This window comes from Alteromonas sp. K632G (genome assembly GCF_017653625.1).
Classification (GTDB): domain Bacteria; phylum Pseudomonadota; class Gammaproteobacteria; order Enterobacterales; family Alteromonadaceae; genus Alteromonas; species Alteromonas naphthalenivorans.
Genome location: NZ_JAGGDM010000021.1, coordinates 24,482 through 44,256, shown reverse-complemented (window position 1 = coordinate 44,256; position 19,775 = coordinate 24,482). Strand labels below are relative to the sequence as shown.

At 43.6% G+C, this 19,775-nt stretch carries 15 protein-coding genes and 1 other RNA gene; 7 read left to right on the top strand and 9 right to left on the bottom strand.

Features of this window, described 5'->3' with window-relative positions:
* Nucleotides 1-7: 7 nt before the first annotated feature.
* Nucleotides 8-2,002, bottom strand: a complete 1,995-nt coding sequence (tkt, locus tag J5X92_RS18015; RefSeq protein WP_013785321.1) for a transketolase — start codon at nucleotides 2,000-2,002, stop codon at nucleotides 8-10.
* A 388-nt stretch (nucleotides 2,003-2,390) separates the two neighbouring features.
* Here tkt and metK point away from each other — a divergent pair, with 388 nt between their 5' ends.
* Nucleotides 2,391-3,536: a methionine adenosyltransferase gene (gene metK, locus J5X92_RS18010; protein WP_126873045.1), complete on the top strand. Its 1,146-nt coding sequence runs from the start codon at nucleotides 2,391-2,393 to the stop codon at nucleotides 3,534-3,536.
* Nucleotides 3,537-3,687: 151 nt separating this feature from the next.
* On the opposite strand, the gene J5X92_RS18005 is transcribed toward metK, so the two are convergent.
* A complete protein-coding gene (locus J5X92_RS18005) occupies nucleotides 3,688-4,215 on the bottom strand; it encodes an adenylate cyclase (protein WP_126873044.1) in 528 nt (175 codons plus the stop codon).
* Nucleotides 4,216-4,533: 318 nt separating this feature from the next.
* Between J5X92_RS18005 and J5X92_RS18000 the strand changes: the two genes are divergently transcribed.
* Nucleotides 4,534-5,034, top strand: a complete 501-nt coding sequence (locus tag J5X92_RS18000; RefSeq protein ID WP_208806232.1) for a hypothetical protein — start codon at nucleotides 4,534-4,536, stop codon at nucleotides 5,032-5,034.
* Nucleotides 5,035-5,061: 27 nt separating this feature from the next.
* Here the strand turns inward: J5X92_RS18000 and J5X92_RS17995 are convergent, their stop codons facing one another.
* Together J5X92_RS17995 and J5X92_RS17990 are read right to left on the bottom strand one after the other, a co-directional pair.
* Complete coding sequence (locus J5X92_RS17995) at nucleotides 5,062-5,592, bottom strand: exonuclease domain-containing protein (protein ID WP_185864176.1); 531 nt, start codon at nucleotides 5,590-5,592, stop codon at nucleotides 5,062-5,064.
* 213 nt (nucleotides 5,593-5,805) lie between these two features.
* Nucleotides 5,806-6,954, bottom strand: a complete 1,149-nt coding sequence (locus J5X92_RS17990) for an iron-containing alcohol dehydrogenase (protein WP_126873041.1) — start codon at nucleotides 6,952-6,954, stop codon at nucleotides 5,806-5,808.
* An 84-nt stretch (nucleotides 6,955-7,038) separates the two neighbouring features.
* On the opposite strand from J5X92_RS17990, the gene J5X92_RS17985 reads away from it, so the two are divergent.
* From J5X92_RS17985 to J5X92_RS17975, 3 genes are all read left to right on the top strand, one after another.
* Complete coding sequence (locus J5X92_RS17985) at nucleotides 7,039-7,953, top strand: AraC family transcriptional regulator (protein WP_208806231.1); 915 nt, start codon at nucleotides 7,039-7,041, stop codon at nucleotides 7,951-7,953.
* A 211-nt stretch (nucleotides 7,954-8,164) separates the two neighbouring features.
* On the top strand, nucleotides 8,165-9,304 hold the full coding sequence (locus tag J5X92_RS17980) for an ABC transporter substrate-binding protein (RefSeq protein WP_244361030.1): 1,140 nt from the start codon (nucleotides 8,165-8,167) through the stop codon (nucleotides 9,302-9,304).
* Complete coding sequence (locus J5X92_RS17975; RefSeq protein WP_208806230.1) at nucleotides 9,304-12,174, top strand: ATP-binding protein; 2,871 nt, start codon at nucleotides 9,304-9,306, stop codon at nucleotides 12,172-12,174. The genes J5X92_RS17980 and J5X92_RS17975 overlap by 1 nt, the downstream gene beginning before the upstream one ends.
* Before the next feature lie 107 nt (nucleotides 12,175-12,281).
* Here J5X92_RS17975 and J5X92_RS17970 read toward each other — a convergent pair whose 3' ends face one another.
* From J5X92_RS17970 to J5X92_RS17950, 5 genes are all read right to left on the bottom strand, one after another.
* Nucleotides 12,282-13,466: a glycosyltransferase family 2 protein gene (locus J5X92_RS17970; protein WP_208806229.1), complete on the bottom strand. Its 1,185-nt coding sequence runs from the start codon at nucleotides 13,464-13,466 to the stop codon at nucleotides 12,282-12,284.
* A gap of 44 nt (nucleotides 13,467-13,510) precedes the next feature.
* Nucleotides 13,511-13,860, bottom strand: an RNA gene (rnpB, locus tag J5X92_RS17965) — RNase P RNA component class A.
* A gap of 53 nt (nucleotides 13,861-13,913) precedes the next feature.
* A complete protein-coding gene (locus J5X92_RS17960) occupies nucleotides 13,914-15,374 on the bottom strand; it encodes a potassium/proton antiporter (RefSeq protein ID WP_126873036.1) in 1,461 nt (486 codons plus the stop codon).
* A 90-nt stretch (nucleotides 15,375-15,464) separates the two neighbouring features.
* Nucleotides 15,465-18,056, bottom strand: coding sequence for a protein translocase subunit SecD (gene secD / locus J5X92_RS17955; RefSeq protein WP_126873035.1), 2,592 nt, complete (start codon nucleotides 18,054-18,056; stop codon nucleotides 15,465-15,467).
* A 69-nt stretch (nucleotides 18,057-18,125) separates the two neighbouring features.
* A complete protein-coding gene (locus J5X92_RS17950; protein WP_126873034.1) occupies nucleotides 18,126-18,521 on the bottom strand; it encodes a hypothetical protein in 396 nt (131 codons plus the stop codon).
* Between the two features lie 199 nt (nucleotides 18,522-18,720).
* On the opposite strand from J5X92_RS17950, the gene J5X92_RS17945 reads away from it, so the two are divergent.
* Complete coding sequence (locus J5X92_RS17945) at nucleotides 18,721-19,149, top strand: ferritin-like domain-containing protein (protein WP_013785335.1); 429 nt, start codon at nucleotides 18,721-18,723, stop codon at nucleotides 19,147-19,149.
* An 83-nt stretch (nucleotides 19,150-19,232) separates the two neighbouring features.
* On the top strand, nucleotides 19,233-19,757 hold the full coding sequence (locus tag J5X92_RS17940; protein WP_013785336.1) for a YetF domain-containing protein: 525 nt from the start codon (nucleotides 19,233-19,235) through the stop codon (nucleotides 19,755-19,757).
* Nucleotides 19,758-19,775: the final 18 nt, after the last annotated feature.

Here is a 19,775-nt window from a genome sequence, read left to right as displayed (position 1 = left end):
GACCTCGTTAGCTAAGAGACAATGCTGCCTCTACCACTGCTTCAGTAGTAATATTGAAATGTTTGAACAAGTCACCCGCTGGTGCTGATTCACCGAACGTATCCATCCCAATGATGGCGCCGTTGAAACCTACGTACTTGTACCAGCTTTCTTTCGATAACGCTTCAACTGCAACACGCTTAGTTACGCTAGAAGGCAATACGCTTTCACGGTAATCCGCGGATTGACGATCGAACACGTCGGTAGAAGGCATAGAAACTACGCGAACCGCTTTACCATCTGCACTTAGTTTATCTGCTGCTTCAACAGCAAGTTGAACTTCAGACCCTGTAGCAATAAAGATGTATTCAGGCGTGCCTGCACAATCTTTAAGCACATAACCACCTTTGGCAACGTCAGCAACTTGCTGTTCATTACGTTCTTGCTGTGGCAAACCTTGGCGAGTGAAGATCAACGTTGAAGGACCATCGTTGCGCTCAATCGCGAACTTCCATGCAATAGCAGATTCAACCTGGTCACATGGGCGCCAGTTGTCTAGATTTGGTGTAGCACGCAGTGCCACTACTTGTTCTACCGGCTGGTGCGTTGGGCCATCTTCACCCAAACCAATTGAATCGTGGGTGTATACGAAAATAGCAGGTTGCTTCATAAGCGCCGCCATACGTACCGCGTTACGTGCGTATTCCATAAACATTAGGAATGTAGCACCGTACGCTTTAAAACCACCATGAAGGGTAATACCGTTCATCATGGCCGACATACCGAACTCACGTACACCGTAATAAATGTAGTTACCCGATGCATCAGTGGCTTCAACGCCTTTACTGCCATCCCAAATGGTTAGGTTTGAACCGGCTAAGTCGGCAGAGCCGCCTAGAAGTTCTGGTAACAAAGGACCAAATGCATTTAATGCATTTTGTGATGCTTTACGTGATGCAATGTTCTGTGGGTTAGCTTGCAAATCAGCAATGATTTTATCCGCTTTATCACTGAAATCTGCTGGCAACTCACCGTTCACACGGCGTTTAAATTCTGCGGCAAGCTCAGGGTAAGCACTTTCATATGCTGCGAAGGCGTCGTTCCACGCACTTTCAGCTTCGCCACCTTTGCCTTTTGCATCCCATCCTGCGTAGATATCATCAGGAATTTCGAACGCGCCATGCTTCCATCCTAGCTTTTCGCGGGTAGATATAATTTCGTCATCACCTAATGGTGCACCGTGACAAGACTCAGTGCCTTCTTTGTTTGGTGAACCGAAACCAATTACGGTTTTACAGCAAATTAGCGTAGGCTGAGCGCTGTTCGATTTAGCTTGTTCAATAGCGGCTTTAATTTGTTCAGCGTCATGACCGTCAACACCTTCAATCACTTCCCAGCCGTAGCTTTTAAAGCGTGCTGGTGTGTCGTCGGTAAACCAACCTTCTACTTCACCATCAATTGAAATGCCGTTGTCATCCCAGAAACCAATAAGTTTGCCCAGGCCTAATGTGCCCGCTAGTGAACAGGTTTCATGAGAAATACCTTCCATCAGGCAGCCATCGCCCATGAAAGTGTAGGTGTAGTGATCGACAATATCATGACCATCACGGTTAAACTGCGCCGCTAATACTTTTTCAGCTAGCGCCATACCTACTGCGTTACTAACGCCTTGACCAAGTGGGCCAGTGGTAGTTTCAACACCCGGTGCATACCCATATTCAGGGTGACCCGGTGTTTTAGAATGAAGCTGACGGAAGTTCTTAAGCTCTTCAATAGGCAGTTCATAGCCTGAAAGATGAAGCAAAGAGTACAACAGCATAGAGCCGTGACCGTTTGAAAGCACAAAGCGGTCTCTGTTTGCCCAAGACGGGTTTGCCGGGTTGTGTGATAGAAAATCACCCCATAGTACCTCGGCAATATCGGCCATCCCCATAGGGGCGCCTGGGTGACCAGATTTGGCCTGTTGAACAGCATCCATGCTTAAAGCACGGATGGCATTGGCAAGTTCACGACGAGAGGGCATGTTGTCTCCTGGTTTATTTTGTAGCTGAATTTCGCTAAGGGAACACTGTGGGCAAAATCCCTTTGTTCAACCTTAAAGCGCTGCTTTGCTGTATATCGTAATGTGGGCGTTATTCTTACCCATGCCACCATTCAGTTCAATGGCTTTTCATTGCCATTACCGAAAGTTGGCTAAAATAATGAATATTCTCATCATTCCTTCACCAGCCAATGTCGCTTCATTAGGAAAGCGTGGCTAACTTTACTCAATTATCTATAAAAGTGATCCACGACTGTCAACAAATCGTAACGAAAGGACTTTTAGACGTCTAGAAGTAAAGACTGGTATTTATACCTTGTTTTAGTACAATACTCACCTATTTTGAACAATAAACGCTTATGGAGCATGTATGGCCACGCATTTATTCACCTCCGAGTCTGTGTCTGAAGGACACCCGGACAAAATCGCCGATCAAATTTCAGATGCGGTTCTAGATGCTATTCTAGAACAAGATCCTCGTGCCCGCGTGGCTTGCGAAACTTACGTTAAAACCGGAATGGTATTAGTTGGTGGTGAAGTCACTACCTCTGCGTGGGTTGATATTGAAGAAATCACACGTAAAACGGTAAGAGACATAGGCTATGTTCACTCAGATATGGGATTCGATGCTGATTCTTGTGCAGTATTAAACGCCATTGGCAAACAGTCGCCAGATATCAACCAAGGTGTTGATCGCGAGAGCTTAGAAGAACAAGGAGCAGGCGACCAAGGTCTTATGTTCGGTTACGCCAGTGACGAAACTGACGTATTAATGCCAGCGCCTATTACTTATTCTCACCGCTTAGTACAAAAACAAGCTGAAGTGAGAAAATCTGGCAAGCTAGACTTTTTGCGCCCAGATGCGAAAAGCCAAATTACGTTTAAATACGAAAACGATAAGCCTGTAGGCATCGATGCCGTAGTACTTTCTACTCAGCATTGTGACTCAGTTTCTACTGCGCAAGTACGCGAAGCAGTAATGGAAGAAATTATCAAGCCTGTGCTACCTAGTGAATGGCTTGATAGCAATACCCAATTCCACATCAACCCTACTGGTCGCTTTGTTATTGGCGGACCTGTTGGTGATTGTGGTCTAACTGGACGTAAAATCATTGTAGATACCTACGGTGGTATGGCCCGTCACGGTGGTGGTGCTTTCTCAGGTAAAGATCCTTCAAAAGTCGACAGAAGCGCGGCATACGCAGGCCGTTATGTTGCTAAAAACATTGTTGCTGCTGGGCTAGCTAAGCGCTGTGAAATTCAAGTGTCTTACGCCATTGGTGTGGCTGAGCCAACATCTATCAGTATAGATACCTTCGGTACTGGTGTGGTTGACGAGAAAACGCTAGTAGCCTTGGTTCGTGAACATTTCGATTTACGTCCTTATGGCTTAATCAAAATGCTTGATTTAGAACGTGCTATTTACTTACCGACTGCAGCTTATGGCCACTTTGGCCGCGAAGCCTTCCCATGGGAAGCAACTGATAAAGCTGAAGCACTACGTTCATCAGTATAGTTTGCTCAGCGGTATAGTTTGCGCTAGGCTGTTGAAAGCTTAAAACAGAAAAAGGGTCGCTTCATAATGAAGCGACCCTTTTTAATTTCAGGCTATTATCTTGCTATAGCTTGGCGATAGCGTGGCGATAGCGTGGTTATATTTTGGCTATCTATATGGAACCTGCATGAATGGAGACACTTTTCGTACTCCCACTCGCTATGACCATATCAGGCAAGCCAAATCGCGCTAACGCAACATTTTGAAATTCTTTCTTATGGGTCACTTCCGTTTCCGCAAAATCTGGCGGCAAAAATTGTCGACTACTCATTTCGCTGTCAAATTCAACTTCCATCATTTTTAAAGGTGCTAAGTTACCGGTAAAAATATCTATCACCAGTTGAGCTCCAAAAAAGTCGATACGATATCGCTGTTTTTCCACCCGCATATTTTGGGTTAAAGGCCATAAATCAGCGAATTGCTCAGAATCCAACGTAATTCGCGTGTCTCTGCGTTTAAGGCCGATACCTTGTTTAACGGCCATGGTGTAATTACCACCTTCATCCCTAATTCTAATATGCTTATCCGGCTCGGTAGCTAAGTAACCTTGTCTTATTGCAACAGGCTTTCGTGTATCTAACAAACCTTCTGGCACATAACTTACTAAAAACTTTCGTTCAAATTCCCATTCCGTTTGCATCACTCACCTCCGGCCAAGTTCCCTATTTGAAAGTACTGCTTTGCCTACTAAATTGAAGTAAGTCTTACTACTACCCTTTAAAAGTTAGTTCACAATAGAAATATCTAACAAGTTTATTTTTAACCTTTTAGATAAAAGACTACACTTACTATTCAGCACTTATTTTTTGTTACCGTTTTGTGTCATATTTTTAAGTTAGAGATCGGCATATAGCGCGAACAAAACACCCTTGTGGTTATGAAGCTACCACCTACATTTATAATAATCGGTAGTCATAAGAACAAGTTTACGCTGTCTCACTCAACTAGGAATTTATCCATGAAAACTTACCCAACTTGCGTGGTTTGTTTAATATTGCTTGCCTCATTGAGTGCCGCTTACAGCGAAGCCGCTGATTGGGATGTTTCTGATTGGGATGCTTCTGATTGGAATGACTACTACGGCCCTATCGTGTTCAAAAGTGAAAAAATAGCAAAGTGGAAGATTAAAAGCCGCTTTAATGAAACACGCCTTGAATCCATACCTGGCTACGATAGTCATTTTAATGCTAGCAAAAATAGCCAACTATCAATTCGCGCTCACCGTGCGTTAACGCTACTTTTCGAACAACAAATATATGCCTCGTTTAATACGAGCCACTCACCTTTGCAGTACTATCCTGAATGGCGCTATATACCTGAAGACTTAGGCACTTTTACTCGACTGGGTTGGTTAGTTGGTGACGAGAGTGGTTTAAATATGGCGTTGGAATTTGAACATCGAGAAGTAGGAGATAAAGAAAATAATGCGCTTACGTTAGGTGTTCAATACTTTTTCTAATACATGAACGCCCCCTTAAAGCGGGTTCTAATTTTTGTGTTTTGCCGCTTCTACCTGATTACGGGTTTCAACATACGTACTTTGAATAACTTTTGCATCAGTACTTGCTCGATGACGTCGAGCGTCGCTTTGCGATTCAATACTTGATTTAACGTCGTGCCAAAGCGCCATTTGAGGTTCGCTTAAAACATACTCTAATGCACGACATGAAAAAGACATTTGAACCGAGGCTGCTGCAAAAAGCTTAATGAGCCAAGGGTTATCTACCACCCATCCGTCAGTATACACAATGGTATTACTTAAAAAGGCATTAAGCTCGTGACACACTTTGACCGGACAAACTCCGTAAGTGTTCAACATGGCTCTGGTGATGCCATGCAAAGACTCTGCTTCTTGATCCCAATGAACCCAACTATCAAAAGGACGAATAAGCTTGCACCATTTTGCACCATCATAGCGCACTATACCTATTTCAATAGGATAACTACGGGCACCAAACCCACTGGCTTCCAAATCAATAATGGAAGGGGGATAATTTCTCTGCAAGCTAACTCCCATCTACGCTGGCGTAAAACACGACTTGCCTTCTTTAAACCTAATAAATGAACTCAGAAAGCGCAAACGGAATTGAAAATCATACTTCTGTTGTATAATTAAAAAACAAACCGACACTTCATCTACTTTGTTAATAGTAGAATCGTGCCAGTTTGTATCATTTTAACATCAACGCACGGGCTGAATACAAAGTGATAGCCCGCTTTTAGGTAGGGATTACTCAGCCACTGCCAAGTTGAGAATTTGCTCACTCACTTCTGGGGTAATGGCTCCCGTTTCACCGAGTGAAAGCATTTTGTTTCCTTTCAGCTTTTCTACCACAGCATTAACGGCACTTTGCTTGTCGCCTTCATGCTCAGTAAGCTGGGTAGCGACTTCAAGACTCTGGTAGAAGGCTTCGATAGCGTCGATAGTTCGAAGCGCAATATCATCGCTCTCTTCTAGACCAAATACGTTTTGACCCATCTGTGATAGCTTTGCTGACTTAGTGTCAAGTTGAACCCGTAGTAGTGACGGCTGGACAATCGCTAATGAACGAGCATGATCTACGCCATACAGTGCCGTGAGTTCGTGGCCAATCATATGGGTAGCCCAATCTTGCGCAACACCTGAACCGATAAGGCCATTTAGTGCTTGGTTTGCTGACCACATAAGGTTAGCGCGCCATGCATCATCTTTGTTATCAATTTTTCCGCCAAGTTGAATTAAGGTTTTCAGCAAGGTTTCAGCGTAGCCGTCTTGAACCGGCGCATTTTGTGGAAAGGTTAAGTACTGCTCGCAAACGTGAACGAAGGCATCCACTAAACCGTTAACTACTTGTCGATGCGGAAGGCTTTTTATTACATCAGGGTCTAATACAGCAAATTGCGGATAAACTAACGGAGACATAAACGCCAGCTTCTGCTTGGTTGCTTTCTTACTTATCACCGAACCACCGTTCGATTCAGAACCTGTTGCTGGCAAGGTTAGAATGGCCCCAATAGGTAGCGCGTTATCAACGGTATGCTTGCCCGTTAGAATATCCCAGCCCTCACCCTCATATACGGCGCTTGCCGCCACATATTTTGCGCCATCAATAACACTTCCCCCGCCTACTGCAAGAATATAGTCAACGCCTGTTTCTTTAATCAGTGCAACCGCTTTGTCTAGTGTTTCAATGGTTGGGTTTGGCTCAACGCCACCAAAAGATTCCCAGTTGTAGCCTTCTAGCGCGTTCTCTACTTGCTCATAAACACCATTTTTTTTGATGGAACCGCCACCAAATAACACTAAAACGTGGCTGTCCTTTGGGATTAGGGTGTTGATTGAGCCAATTTGTCCTTGGCCAAATTGGATCCGAGTTGGGTTGCTGAATGAAAATTTCATGGTCTTTCCTCTGTCATTACATGCCTGTGTTAATGCATAATAGTGCCATTTAGTGTAAACAAACCGTCTATTTCTGGAAAAAATTTGCCTATTTCTACAAACAACCCAGGCTCTACTCATAATTTGGCTTTTTTAAGTCAAATTCTGAAACAGTTTTTACACGCAAAAGGTAAATCAGCGCTTAGTGGCGTGAGCAAGACGGATATAGATGGCGTACGAGTTTTTCGCGATCCTTATGGCTGCCCTAAGCAGCCATTACTTTATCAGTCTGGCATTATTATCATGCTACAAGGCACTAAACGTTTGTATGTTGATAATCGTGAAATCGAATACAAAAAAGGCGATTACATTGTTTTCGGTGTGCCCTTGCCTGCTCAATGTGCAGCCACCTTAGATGATGACGATTGCATATTAGGTTTAGTCATTGATATTCCCGCGTCGTTGCTTGTAGAGCTTTCACAATGGCGTGACGACAAGGCCAAAAATAGCCCCGCTCCTATTTTTACAGTAAGTCAGCAGTCATTAGATGCAAACATAACCGATGCAACACGCAGACTACTTCAAGCATTAACTCACAGTAATAGTGCCAAAGCATTGGGTGCAGGTTTTGTGCGAGAAATTGTATATTACATCCTTAATGGCCCTGCCGGTCATGTTCTTTGCGGCCTTACCGACAATGGGCATTATGCGAGAATCGCCCAAGCTTTGCGGACCATTCATGATGAGTATTCCTCTGTGTTAAACGTAGACTCACTTGCCGCTAGTGCGAACATGAGTGTTTCTGGTTTCCACCGCACATTTCGGGATGTAGTAATGGATTCACCCGTTCAATATATAAAGAAATTTAGACTATCGAAAGCCAGAGAGTTAATCGCATTAGGTTATCGAGTGGGAGACGCTGCCGAAGCGGTGGGTTATAACAGCTTATCTCAATTCTCTCGAGAGTTTAAACGCTACTACCAATTCACTCCTGTACAAGATCGTCAATCTGCTCATTAATTGCCGTACTATAAATAACTTAACGCTGTTCTTCACGTGATAAAACCTTGCTAAAAGTGCGGTTTATTCATGGCTAATAATTAAACAAAGATAGACGAAAGAATAATGTTTGGAAGGTAAAACTAACCAATTAATGCTATACAATTACTAGCCTTACCATCAACTTCAAGATTTTATGCGCTTACGTTTCACATTTTGGTTCTTAACGTTAATGGCATTAAGTTTTCACTCTAACGGCAGTGAGGCGTCGACACCACTTTATATTGGTATAGATGCAGACTTTTCGGCTGTCGCTGTGGACGGTGGTGTAGCCATTAAACGAGGCGTTGAACTTGCTGTAGATGAAATTAATAAAAAGGGGGGATTGCTAGGCCGCCCCCTTAATATCATTTTAAAAGATCATAGAGGCAACCCTGCTCGGGGCATTCATAACATTGAACAGCTCGCCACCAATGGCGACTTAATTGCGGTAATAGGAGGTGTGCATACGCCTGTTGCGTTAGCCGAGCTTGAGTCTATTCACCAACTTAACTTGCTATATCTCGTGCCTTGGGCGGCAGGTACACAAGTGGTTGACAACCAATATGCTCCTAACAATGTATTTCGCGTATCAGTTCGTGATGCAGAGGCGGGAAAAGTACTTATTCAGCATGCTGTTTCTCGCGGTATTAAACGTGTGGCGCTGGTTTTAGAGCGTACTGGGTGGGGTCGTTCTAACGAGGCATCGCTCACCTTAGCCGCTGCCGAAATGGGGATAACCATTACGACTACTCGCTGGATTAACTGGCAGCAGAAAAAATTTGAAGAAGATATATCTGCTATCAAATCAGACAAAGCAGAAGCCATCATTTTGGTTGCCAACGCACCTGAAGGGGCAGTAGTCGTAAACGAATTAGCAGCACAAAACCTCACAGCTTTACCTGTAATTTCCCATTGGGGCATTGCTTCGGGCAATTTTATAGAGCGTTTGAACGTTGAGCCCGACTTACTTAATTTGTCAGTATTACAAACCTTCCACTTTGATCATCAAAAACATACAAAAGCCCAACAATTGTTAGAAGCTTATCATAGTAAGTATGGGCTCGTAGACCCTAAATCTATCCCAGCTGTAACAGGCATTGCGCACGCTTATGATTTAGTTAACATGCTAGCTAAAGCCGTGGCAAAAGCAGGCAGTCATGATGTAGATGCGCTACGAAATTCACTAGAAGACTTGGGGAGTTTTGAAGGTGTAATCAAAACTTATGACCCAGCATTTACACCCACACAGCATGACGCATTAATGGCTAAGGACTATTTTATGGCTTCATTTGATAAAAAAGGTAACTTGGTCGTTCTGGAAAATCAGTAATGCAATTTCAGCCACCACCGCTTAGAAAGCGCTTATTAACCAGCATGCTACCCCGTTTGTTCGGGTTGATTTTAGTTGTTGCGTTAATGCTTTTTGCGTTTGCCTTCTTTTTTGCCAAGCAGCAGATCGAAACGGTACAACAACAGTCTATTGAAGGCTTAAAACAAGACCTTTCTTTTATCGTTAATGATACCACTCGGCAATTATCTGACCTTGCATCTAACGATATCATTATTAATTCTCTGGTAGATTTAGAGCAGCGTGATAATTATCTTCCCATGTTCTTTAGGTCGTTAAAGTTAACCCAAACCCGTAATGTGGAGTTTGCGTTGTACGACTTTTCCGGCGAAATGGTTATTCAGAAAAACTGGAGTCATTCTATTTCTGAAAAACTGGATACTGCGTGGCAACAAAAAACACTAGGCGCGTCTCTTTCATTTTCTTCAATCTCTCACAATGGCGTGCTTTTTTCTGTCCCAGTACTTTTAGGTGGTGCAGCAGAAGGTGCGCTGGTTATGTATGTAGAGAGCCTTCAAGACTTGCTAGCCCCCTACCCAAGGCTAACTAACCAGATTGTTACTGAACAAAATGGCGTAGTACTTTTCAGTAGTGAGCCGGAATTTATTATTCCCGGTACATCGTTTAGTGATGTCGACACCATGGGCTATGTGTTGCAAGACTCGCGCTATCAAAACTTAACCCTGTATAGCATTAAACCTATCGGCAATGCTCTGAAAGGCTTGTATTGGTTGGCGCTACTCATGCTGGCCATTATTGTAGGTATTATCTTAGTTAATTTTCACATGATTCGAACCACTGCACTACTTGCAGAGAACACCTTATCAGCCCTTTATAAAGATATAGTTAACCGTATTAAAGATACCGACTCACAAGAGTCAGTGATTGTAGAAGAGGCTAGAGAATTAGCCAATATTCGCAGTGCATTTGATACCTTAATTTCTGACCTTGCGGAAATGTCTTTATCGAACGAACAGTTTTCTAATGTTATTGATTCGATGGGAGATATGCTCTTAGTGGTAGATGAAAACCATCGCGTGATGTTAAGCAACAAACGGTTCGATGCTTTTTGTGAAGATCAATACGGAGAGCGTGAAGGTACGGTTAAGTACATACTCAATAAGCTCATTAATAAACCTTCTGGAGAGTTAAAACATTTCTCGGTAGAAGACGGATTGGAAAAGCATATTAAATGGACCAATACGCCACTCGAAGATGCTAACCATAACATCAGAGGCGCTATTTTCGTTGGGGTTGACTATAGCACTCAGCGTTCGCTAGAAAGTCATGTGCAAATTCTTAATCACGCCATGGACGAAGCCACGGTCTCTATTGTTATTGCGGATATAAAGCGTACGGGTCAACCAATTATCTATGTTAACAATGCGTTCAATCGCCTTACTGGTTACAATAAAGAAGATATCATTGGTAGAAATTGCAGGTTTATGCAGGGTGAAGGCACCGATAGTCATACCACCTCGCGGATACGAAGAGCGATTGCAAACCGCGAGCCAATTGAAACCACCATTCTTAATTACCGTAAAGATGGTGTCTCTTTCTATAACAAACTCATCCTCACGCCAGTAAAGTCTGACGGCGAAGTCACCCACTACATTGGCTTTCAACAAGACGTTACACAACAGCGACAAGCGGAGCGTTATTTACAAGACGCGAAGCAAAAGGCGGAAGAGTCAGCACATATGAAATCTGGCTTCCTTGCCAGTATGAGCCATGAAATACGCACGCCTATTCACGGTATTTCTGGGGTACTACAGTTGCTATCGAATTCCCCATTGAACGACGAGCAAAAGCATTACCTCTCGCTTGCTACTTTTAGCATTCAAGGCCTACTCCACATCGTCAATGACATTCTTGATTTCTCTAAAATTGAAGCAGGGCAGCTTCAAATTGATGATCAACCCTTCGATTTGCTAGAAACCCTTGAAAGCTTGCAATCGCAATACGCCATTTTATGTCAAGAAAAAGGGCTACGTCTTCATTTTCATTTTAACCTACAAGGCTTTCACGTAGTCATTGGAGATTCTGTTCGTTTCCGTCAGATTCTCTCTAACTTGATTGGCAACGCAGTGAAGTTTACCGAAAAGGGTGAAATTGACGTAACTACCACCTTAGCGCATACCAGTGACAATAAGCTCCGCTTAACCTGCGCAGTCAAAGATTCAGGAATAGGTATCGCGAAAGAAAAACAAGCGGGAATCTTTGAGGTTTTTACGCAAGAAGACTTATCTACAACCCGCAAATTTGGCGGTACAGGCCTTGGGCTTTCTATCAGTAAACAGTTGTGTGAGCTTATGGATGGTGAAATTCATTTAGAAAGTGAAAAAGGCAAAGGAAGTACATTCACTTTCAACATCATGCTAAAAGAGGGCGACGATAGCCTAATAGCACCCCAACGAAGTAAGGCCCATAGTTACAACGCCGCAATACAAAAACGTAAAATTCTTATTGTTGAAGATAACGACATCAATCAGGTCATTGTGAAGCAGCACTTAAGTGCCCACAAAACCTTGAGTGCGAAATCGGGTATTGAAGCATTAGAAGCCTTAAAGAAAATGAAAGTGACTTTTGATTTAATATTGATGGACTGTCAAATGCCTGACATGGACGGTTTTGAAGCAACCCGCCGTATTCGACGGGGTGAAGCCGGCGAGCGATATGTTAATGCCCCCATCATTGCGCTAACAGCCAATGCCATGAAAGGTGATAGAGAAGACTGCTTTAACGCTGGTATGAACGATTATTTAAGTAAGCCCTTCGATGTTCAAGACCTACTGGAAAAAGTAGACTACTGGACTGAAAAAAGCACTGAAGCCAAGTTGCAGCTTAGCTGATGGGAATGGCAAGTGAAGCAGACGCTTCACTTACTCAAAAGAAAGGTGGAGTTGGCCGATAAGCGGGTTCTGAAAATACATACTATATTTATAATACTCATTAAATTTTATATATCTAATTTTTCTCTGTATGCCATAACTTTAGCTTTAATCTTTGGTCCATCAGGCCTTAAACTCAACGCTATCTCCATTATTCTGAGAGCCTCCACCGTACTATACTGTTCTACAAGGAGAGCTAAATCTCTGACTTTCTCTACTTGCTCTTCGAAAGAACGTATCAATTCATCATGATATGCACTAAAGGTAGCCTCTACTTCTTCACATTCTGCATTTGAAAATAACTTAATTAATTGTTTGTGATGGACTGGCAATAACTTCCTTAAAGTATCCACAGAGGCATCATAACGCTCTTTTACAAATTCTCTAGAATCATCTATAAGTGACTGCAAATCTAATTTTCGAATAAAATCGTCTCTCTCATTTTCATATTCAACCCAGTTCATATGGTCCATTTCTAATGATACTTGAGGAATTAATGTTCCGTTTGGTAACCCGTGACGATTTGTTTTAAAAGGAATCTCCCCGCCTCGAATATTTCCTTTCATTAAGGTAGATGTATATTCCATAGGTGACCGATAAAGCCTATGGCATATGAAAGCAGGTTTATAAATCGAATGTATAGACTGTTCTGAAGAGCTATCGGAAGCTTCCCATCGAGAACCATCAGCGTTAACGAATCTGCCAGTTTTTAAAATAGGTTGATGCAGTTGTACTTTTTTCATTCCACGAGACAAAGGAAAAATAGATTTAACCAGTTGAGATCTATTCCCTTTAAGCGTTTTATCAAGGTAAGTAAAAGGCTTGTCGCTAGGATGCTCATTCAACCAACAAAATGAAATGGCTTTCTCCGAACCAACTTGGTTTAAATAAGAAGAAATTGAAACCGAAAAATCTTCATGAACCCAATACTCATCGATATCTAAAAACATTACATGGGTGGTTTGATTTTCAGAAGAGTTTATAGTCGTTTCTAACGCGCTAGCATAAGCGATTTGTTGAAATTTTTGATGTACTGCTCCAGGAACCCAATCAACAAAATCAACATTAGTAAAAGAAACTTGCGGATAGGTTTTATTAATCCTATCAATTATAGTTCTACTAGGATCTGTAGTGCGATTAATTAGAACTTCTATTTCATCAAAACCTTTGTAGAGATGATAAAAAATCCACTCAGCCAAGTATGCTCCCTCATCCTTTGCGACAGCAATAATCTTAGTTACGATAGGTTCCATAGTAGAAGTTCCTCTAATTTTCTTCTTCCAATCTCTTGCACTAAAGGTGGAGTTGGCCGATAAGCCGGGTTCTGTCGTGGGCAACCATTCCTCTAGATCAGCAATTACTCACTGATTCAAGCAACCTACCCGATCCCCATGCGGGCCACACGTTAAGGGATCCTATTTGGTCTTGCTCCGGGTGGAGTTTACCTTGCCACAACCTGTTACCAGGTGTGCGGTGCGCTCTTACCGCACCCTTTCAGCCTTACCGGCCATTGCTGGCTTAGGCGGTCTTCTCTCTGCTGCACTTGTCGTCGGCTCGCGCCGCCCAGACGTTATCTGGCACCCTGCCCTTTGGAGCCCGGACTTTCCTCCCCTTTCTTACGAAAGCGGCGATTGCCTGGCCAACTCCGCGGCGCATTCTACATGAAGATGCCTCATATAGCGACAACCACATGTGAGCTTTTAGGTATCACCATAAAAGCATGTTTCAACCGTGTTCTTATCAAGCAGTTTTGTGATCACAAAAACCTGATCTTCTGCTCGTAATACTGTGCTTCCTTTGGGGATAAGCGTACTTTCACCACGGGCGACTAACGCCACAACGGTGTCTTCGGGTAACCCCAACTCTGAAATACATTTCCCGGTGGAAATTGACCTAGCGTGAAGCACTATTTCAATTAGCTCCCGTTTGTCTTTAGCCACTTTAACAATTTCTAGCGTATTCGATTCGCCTCTGGGGTTTTCTAGCACCAACCCCAATTTGCGCGCAGCAAAGGGTAAACTTGCCCCTTGCAGTAAGGCTGAAATCATCACAATGAAGAACACCACGTTAAAAATAAGCTCGGCGCTGGGTAATTCAAAAATGAGTGGAAAAATTGCCAGAATAATAGGCACAGACCCACGAAGTCCTACCCAAGAAATAAGCACTGAAGCTTTAAATGAAAACCGACTGAGCAATAACAAAGGCATTGCCACCAGCGGCCGGGCCACAAAAATAAGTACTACCGCAATCAACAAGCCTTCTTTCCAAGTATGTAGAAGCTCAGAAGGGGTAACCAACAAGCCCAAAATAACGAACATCGCTATTTGGCTTAACCAAGCCAAGCCATCAATGAATACAAAGGTATTTCGTTGATAGGAAAATCGGCTATTACCCACAATTACGCCGGTAATAAAAGTCGCCAAAAATCCGCTACCATTTAAATTCGAGGCTAAACCAAAGGCCAAGACCCCGAATAACATAACAAACACTGGATACAAACCAATCGCCATAAGCGTTACGCGCCTAAACAGTGCAACCGCTAGGCCACCTACCAAAGCACCTGTAATGGCTCCCACGCCCATTTGACTAATAAACAACAACGCTAAATCAGACGCCTTAGTACTGCTGTCTTGAATTAGGGTAATTAATCCGATTGTGAGGAAAATAGCCATAGGATCGTTTGATGCGCTCTCAAGCTCTAACGTCGCTTTTATCCTAGAGGGGATAGTAATGCCCGCATTGCGCATTACAGAGAAGACAGCTGCGGCGTCAGTAGACCCTACGATCGCGCCAAGAAGCAGACCTAGATAGAGTGGCAAATCTAAAATATACATAGCTGCTACGCCTGTTATGGCGGCTGTACCTACCACACCAAATGATGCCAGCAATGCGGCGGGTTTCCACGCCCGTTTTATAGACTTCTTTGAAGTTTGAAGGCCGCCATCGAACAGGATAAGTATAAGTGCAAAGGTACCAATGGAATGGGCAGCATCGGCATTATCAAAAGAAATGCGACCGATACCATCTTCACCGGCCAGCATGCCCACACCTAAAAAGAGGACCAATACCGGCACGCCAAAACGGGGGGACAGTTTGCTGACCAACACGCCAAATATAGCTAACAAAGCACTGAGTAGAATAATTTGGTCTACAGCAAACACACGTTATCTCCCTTTAACTTAGTAATAACAGTATACAGATGAAATGAGCAAAGCGGTATTTCACCGCTCCACCAATTTCGATTTGAGCGGTTAAGGTATATGTGCCAGCGACGCTTTCACCTCCTCAGAAGTAGGACGAAGTTGAGCCTTCCCTTTTTGCTCTCTACGTTTACCCAGCATGTGAAGTAACGATGAAGTAATAAACAAGGTCGATGAGGTGCCAATAACCACTGCAAATACCATGGGTACGGCAAAACTGTTAACTGCATCTCCCCCTACTAGCGCCATCGGTAGCAAAGCAAGCAGTGTGGTTAACGAAGTAAATACCGTTCTGCTTAGCGTGCTATTTACCGCTTCGTTGATAATATCGGCCAGGGAACGCTCTGGACTAATGCGCAGCAACTCTCTTACGCGGTCTAACACTACCACTTTATCGTTAATTGAGTATCCTATTAAGGCCAGTAGCGCGGCCACTGCGGTAAGATTAAATTCAATACCGGTTAAGGCAATAAAGCCAATAGTTTTGGTTAAATCAAGTAGCACGGTAAGTAAGGCGGCGGTAGCAAAATGCGCTTCAAACTGAAACCACAAATAGGCCAACATTCCACCACCAGCAATAAGCAAAGCTAGAATAGACAAGTCGGCAAAGCCATCACTTACTTTCGGGCCTACAACATCAACCTTGTTGAATATCACGGTACTGTCGGCGTCTTGTATCACCTGTTTTAGCGCTTCGATATTACTACCTTGCGTGGCTACGGTACTGGATCCGGCATTAGCTTCTGCAATAGGTACAGTGTTCGATTGTTCTGATACGGGCGCACGCAATAAGTACTGATTTTCGGCGCCATATTCTTGAATAGCAATGTCTTCAAAATGGTGTTGTTTTAGCACTGTGCGCAATTGTTCAGTAGAAAGTTGAGGCGCAGAAATTTCCATCATGGTACCGCCGGTGAAGTCTACCCCGTATTGCAAGCCAGGTTTAAAGAAGAACGCCATGGAACACAGGGTTAATATCAGTGAAACACTCAAAGCTATCTTTTTAGATTTTAGAAAGTTAAACGGCCCTAATTTATCCGCCATGGTTAACAATGGCGAAGATAAATTGATTGGCTCTCTTTGATGCTTTCTTGTTGCTCGCTGCATAAGCAACTTAGTAAGCGCCACCGAAGTAAACAGTGAAGTTATCAAGCCTATTGCAATAGTGACGGCAAAACCTTTCACTGGTCCACTACCAAAAACAAACAATAAGCTAACGGCAATAAGGGTTGTGAAGTTTGAATCAACAATAGTACCAAACGCCTTATCAAAACCAATTTTCAGGGCACTACCTGCTGGCCTGCCTTTTTTCGTTTCCTCACGAATACGTTCGTTAATAAGGATATTTGCATCTACCGCCATGCCCATAGTGAGTATCAGCCCAGCAATACCAGGCAGAGTAAGTGTGGCGCCAAACAACGTAAGCACACCAAATACCAGCGCCATATTCACCGTAAGCGCAACACTCGCAATTGCGCCCCAGCGACCGTAAATACCCACCATAAAGACTAAAACACCCAGCGCCCCCGCAATGCCACTTTTTACGCCGGTTTCAATAGCATCGCTACCTAAATCCGGCCCTACTGTGCGCTCTTCAATAATATGCAGCGGTACAGGTAATGCGCCAGTACGGAGCATCAGTGCCACGTCTTGCGCTTCGCTCATGGTAAAGCTACCGGTAATCTCGCCTCTGCCCCCAGAAATAACGCTATTGATAACCGGCGCCGTGACGACCGTGTCATCTAGCACTACCGCTAACACGCGACCAATATTGTTTTTTGTCATGGTAGCGAATTGTCGAGCGCCATCGTTATCTAAACGAAACGTCACCACGGGTTGGCTGGTTTCAGGGCTAAACACTGCTGCTGCGTCTGTAATATGCTCACCTTCTAGCGCGACATGCTTTTCAAGTAAGTACTGCCTGCCGCTAATGTCAGCCCGAGTAAAGCTCTCGCTATTTTTCACCTGCGTTTGCCAGTGAAAACGCATTTGCGCTGTAGTACCTAGTAAGGCTTTTACACTTGCTGGGTCTGAAATACCGGGCATTTGCACTAAAATAGCATCGCTACCTTGGCGGGTTACACTTGGCTCTGTGAGGCCAGTCTCGTCAAGTCGCTTGCGAACCACTTCAAGGCTACGATTAATCGCATCTTTTACTACTGCTTCTTGGTATTCCTCAGTAAGGGCTAGAGAAAGGTTAATCACATTCCCTTTTTGGCTGATACCTTTTGGAGCAGTGCCCTGCTGTGTCAGAAGCAACGCGCTACTGCCATCTGATTGCAGCGACACTTCATTTGCCCGCTGTTTAACGTTGTAAAGGTCATCGGGGTTCGAAAGCGTAAATTGTACTGCTAACGCGTTTTTGGAAGTATGTTTAACATAGCGAATGTTTTGCTCTCTCAAGTCACTAAAAAGCGCAGAAGAGTAGGTATCTAATTGCCGAGCAAACAACGCGTCAGTATCAGCTTCCAGCAATAAGTGAGAGCCCCCTTGTAAATCTAAACCAAGCGAAAGCGTGTGTTGGCTGTACCACTGCGGTACATGCTGCTTAAGTGAATCGGGCAATATATTGGGCGCGGCGCTAAGTAGGCCTAGTAAAATAACCAGCGCATACACTAGGCCACGAAATGAAAATCGTGTCATAAAAATCCTGCAATAAACCTTTAAAAGTTGAGAAGCACTGCAACTGCAGCGCGTGATATCAGTAAGGTATTACAGGGAAGAAGGTGGGCCGCGATTCGATATGCCCTTCCAATAAAGGGCAATATATTCAAAAGGAGTGCTAAAGATAGCATTCGAGAAATCGACGAAAGCTAAATGATTTTGATATCCAAAGAGAAGTAGATGTTCATCTGAATTATCTAAATCGGCATCTTGCGGTTGAGTGTGCTGGGCAAACCCAAAGCGTGTAGCAACAGAAAGCCCGAAGTCGGAAAAGGATACCTGCGGGGTTTGCTCATTAAAAGATGCGGTATCGTTTGCACAATAGGCTGAAAATGGCGCGCTGAACACAAGCACCGACACCACAATAGAAAAGACCCACGCATAAACTGAAGACGCGTAGTTTTTCTGAGAAGGTGAATGAGCGTCATTGTGACGTTCAGGCATAAAACGATGCATAAGGGCGGTAATGATAACTTTCTAATATTCCGTTGCGCTGTATATGGGTACGAAATAGTGAAAAGCAAATGAAGTCGACCAACCTTGATCCATACAAAAATCTCCTCTAGACAAGTTAAAAAATATTAATCTCTTTGGCGACTACTTCGGTACAAATTATCTCAACAGGCAGAACAAGGAGAATTTCATGTCATCAACATCAACAGTCTTATCAGAATTATGTCATTTGGATTTTGACGCCCTAGCGGCTTATGAGGCCTCTCTTGAACGTATTGAAGATGCAAGTCTTAAAGACACTATCGCCACGTTCAGAGACGATCATAAAGCTCATATCGACGCTCTTAACACCATGTTGGTTCAAAGAGGTGAAGATAAAGTTACCGAGGCTGACTTTAAGAAAGTGCTAACCAAAGGCAAAGTGGTGATAGCTGGGCTTATTAATGACAAAGCTATCTTAAAAGCGATGGTAGTGAACGAAGAAGTTACCACCAAAGCTTATGAAAAAGCCTTAGATCATGATGGCTTTTCTGCAGCAGAGCGAGTCGCAATTGAAGGGCATTGGGCCGATGAAAAGCGTCACAAGCATTGGTTTTCTGAAGCGGCGAAACGCGAATAAATAAATTAATGGGGTCAGTGTAAGTTAAACCTAAAAGCACACTGACCCTTTTCGTTGTCAACAGCCACGTGAAGGAATACATCATGTTTAGCGCCATCCCTACCCTAGATTTACTGCTAAAAGGCTTACTGTTAACCACCATGGGGATGTTCTGGGTGGTGCTGCTGGTACGCGTGAATGGGTTGCGTTCCTTTTCTAAAATGACCAATTTTGATTTTGTGATGACAGTAGCAGTAGGTTCATTGCTAGCAAGTGCGTCTCAAACTAATAGTTGGAGCGCGTTTTTTCAGGCAATGATTGCTATGGCAGCATTGTTCTTAGTGCAGTTCGTCACTGCCCGATTGCGCAGACGTTCCGATAAAATTGAAGCACTTATGCAGAATACCCCTGTTATATTGATGCGCGACGGTGAAATTATCGATTCTGCGCTAGCCGAAACGCGGGTCGCCCGTAGCGATCTCATGGCAAAGCTTCGAGAGGCGAACGTGCTTAACATGCAGCAAGTGAGAGCGGTAGTACTGGAAACCACCGGCGACATTTCTGTGCTTCACGGCAACCATTGTGCAGATGACATGCTAGAAGGCACTAAAACTATTGGTCATCGATGATTCTTAGTGTAAATCTGA

Coding starts and splice junctions, on each gene's coding strand:
- tkt (WP_013785321.1), bottom strand. CDS start 2,002: ATGCCCTCTCGTCGTGAACTTGCCAATGCCATCCGTGCTTTAAGCATG.
- metK (WP_126873045.1), top strand. CDS start 2,391: ATGGCCACGCATTTATTCACCTCCGAGTCTGTGTCTGAAGGACACCCG.
- J5X92_RS18005 (WP_126873044.1), bottom strand. CDS start 4,215: ATGCAAACGGAATGGGAATTTGAACGAAAGTTTTTAGTAAGTTATGTG.
- J5X92_RS18000 (WP_208806232.1), top strand. CDS start 4,534: ATGAAAACTTACCCAACTTGCGTGGTTTGTTTAATATTGCTTGCCTCA.
- J5X92_RS17995 (WP_185864176.1), bottom strand. CDS start 5,592: ATGGGAGTTAGCTTGCAGAGAAATTATCCCCCTTCCATTATTGATTTG.
- J5X92_RS17990 (WP_126873041.1), bottom strand. CDS start 6,954: ATGAAATTTTCATTCAGCAACCCAACTCGGATCCAATTTGGCCAAGGA.
- J5X92_RS17980 (WP_244361030.1), top strand. CDS start 8,165: ATGGCATTAAGTTTTCACTCTAACGGCAGTGAGGCGTCGACACCACTT.
- J5X92_RS17975 (WP_208806230.1), top strand. CDS start 9,304: ATGCAATTTCAGCCACCACCGCTTAGAAAGCGCTTATTAACCAGCATG.
- J5X92_RS17970 (WP_208806229.1), bottom strand. CDS start 13,466: ATGGAACCTATCGTAACTAAGATTATTGCTGTCGCAAAGGATGAGGGA.
- secD (WP_126873035.1), bottom strand. CDS start 18,056: ATGACACGATTTTCATTTCGTGGCCTAGTGTATGCGCTGGTTATTTTA.
- J5X92_RS17950 (WP_126873034.1), bottom strand. CDS start 18,521: ATGCCTGAACGTCACAATGACGCTCATTCACCTTCTCAGAAAAACTAC.
- J5X92_RS17945 (WP_013785335.1), top strand. CDS start 18,721: ATGTCATCAACATCAACAGTCTTATCAGAATTATGTCATTTGGATTTT.
- J5X92_RS17940 (WP_013785336.1), top strand. CDS start 19,233: ATGTTTAGCGCCATCCCTACCCTAGATTTACTGCTAAAAGGCTTACTG.